At 76.8% G+C, this 691-nt stretch carries 1 pseudogene; it reads right to left on the bottom strand.

Annotation, left to right across the window (positions count from 1 at the left end):
• A pseudogene (locus GPJ59_RS36720) lies at positions 1–282 on the bottom strand (hypothetical protein); the annotation flags it as partial.
• Between the last annotated feature and the right edge of the window lie 409 nt (positions 283–691).

Here is a 691-nt window from a genome sequence, read left to right as displayed (position 1 = left end):
GGCGTGTTCGGCGCCGAGCAGCTCGGCCTCCTCGGGCCGTACGCCCGGCTGCGGGGCCGCCCGGCGGGCGGGGTCCGGCCGGTCCGCTCCGGCCTCGTCGCCGGTGTGCCGCGGTGCCGCGGAGACCGGGGCGGACAGGACGGCCGGGGCGGACAGGGCGGACAGACCGGTGGCGAGGACCAGGGAGGACAGCACCACGCGGACACCGGCCGCGGCGGTGGAGCGCCGCGCCGTCCGCGGGGTCCGGGGTACGAGGGCTGCGGGGTCCGGGCGGGACTTCATCGGCTCAGATTAGAAGAATGTCCGAAGATATCCGGCCATTGACGTGGCGTCACCGACGGGTGCCGCCGCGCAGGCGCCGGAGAACCGCCGCAAAAACCACTCCCCTCCCGCCGGGCGAGCGGCCATGATCGGTGCATGAAGCATGGAGGCGGACCAGGACGGCGCACAGCGCTGGCGATGCGGTGCGCCCTGACGTTGACGGGCGCATGTACGAAGGCCCCGGCGAGGCCGGGCGGCCCGACGGCCGGGTTCAAGGACCCGGCGGCGGACAAACGGCACAGCTCCTACGCCCGGCGGCGGCTCCGGAGCACGCGGCACCCCGCCCACCACCTCGTCCCGGCCCTCGCACACCGGAGCACCGCGGCACCGGCCGCGCGGTGCGGGCACCCGGCCGGGCACGCGCGAGCGG

The organism is Streptomyces bambusae (assembly GCF_019400985.1).
Lineage (GTDB): Bacteria > Actinomycetota > Actinomycetes > Streptomycetales > Streptomycetaceae > Streptomyces > Streptomyces bambusae_A.
Note: the sequence above shows the minus strand (reverse complement) of the source record. Positions and strands in the feature narration are given on the sequence as shown.